Genomic DNA, 691 nt, shown 5'->3' on the forward strand with positions numbered 1-691 from the left:
AGATACTTTTTCTTTACAAACTTCAAATACATTGTAGGATTCTTTTATATCTCCAGCATCAAAAAACTTCTTTTCAAAATCTGATAAATGCACCTTTCTGTATATTCCTTTTAAATATCCGCTTTCTGCTATTAATGCTGAATTGTAACTTTTATTTTTAAAGTTTTCAGCAAATCCTGCTATTATGGCTTTATTGTATTTTTTAGATATTTCTATTATAGAGTTTATGAATATTGATTTTTTATTTATTTCATCTTCATTATTTATACTTTCAGATACGCTTAATAATTCTTCTCTATTTTCAAATAAATAACCAGAAGAAGAAAGCTCTGGAAGTACTATTAAACTAGCATCATTTATTTTAATATATTCTTCTATTTTTTTTATATTTTCTTTTTTATCTTTTTTKACGTTAAATTGAATAAAAGAAACCTTCAATTTATTATCCTTTATAACTATATTAATGCTAATTTAAATACATCTAAATGAGGAAATTCTTCTTTYAATATGTTGTAATCATTYTCTATTTTTTTATCATCATTATCATACARAGTAAATAAAGAAGAACCRGAACCGCTCATCACTATTTTTTTATTTATTTTRTTTTCTATTTGTTCTTTATATTCTTTTATTTTCGGCTCAAGACTAAATACATTGTTTTCAAAAACATTATATAAATTATTATAAATAT

1 protein-coding gene and 1 pseudogene are annotated in these 691 nt (G+C 21.6%); both read right to left on the minus strand.

Features of this window, described 5'->3' with window-relative positions:
* The coding region (locus tag GQX97_RS13445; RefSeq protein ID WP_304488838.1) for a nitrilase-related carbon-nitrogen hydrolase at nucleotides 1-438 on the minus strand (438 nt) is incomplete at its 3' end.
* 17 nt (nucleotides 439-455) lie between these two features.
* Nucleotides 456-691, minus strand: a pseudogene (locus GQX97_RS13450) (4-(cytidine 5'-diphospho)-2-C-methyl-D-erythritol kinase); the annotation flags it as partial.

It is taken from the genome of Brachyspira sp. SAP_772, from assembly GCF_009755885.1.
Taxonomy (GTDB): domain Bacteria; phylum Spirochaetota; class Brachyspiria; order Brachyspirales; family Brachyspiraceae; genus Brachyspira.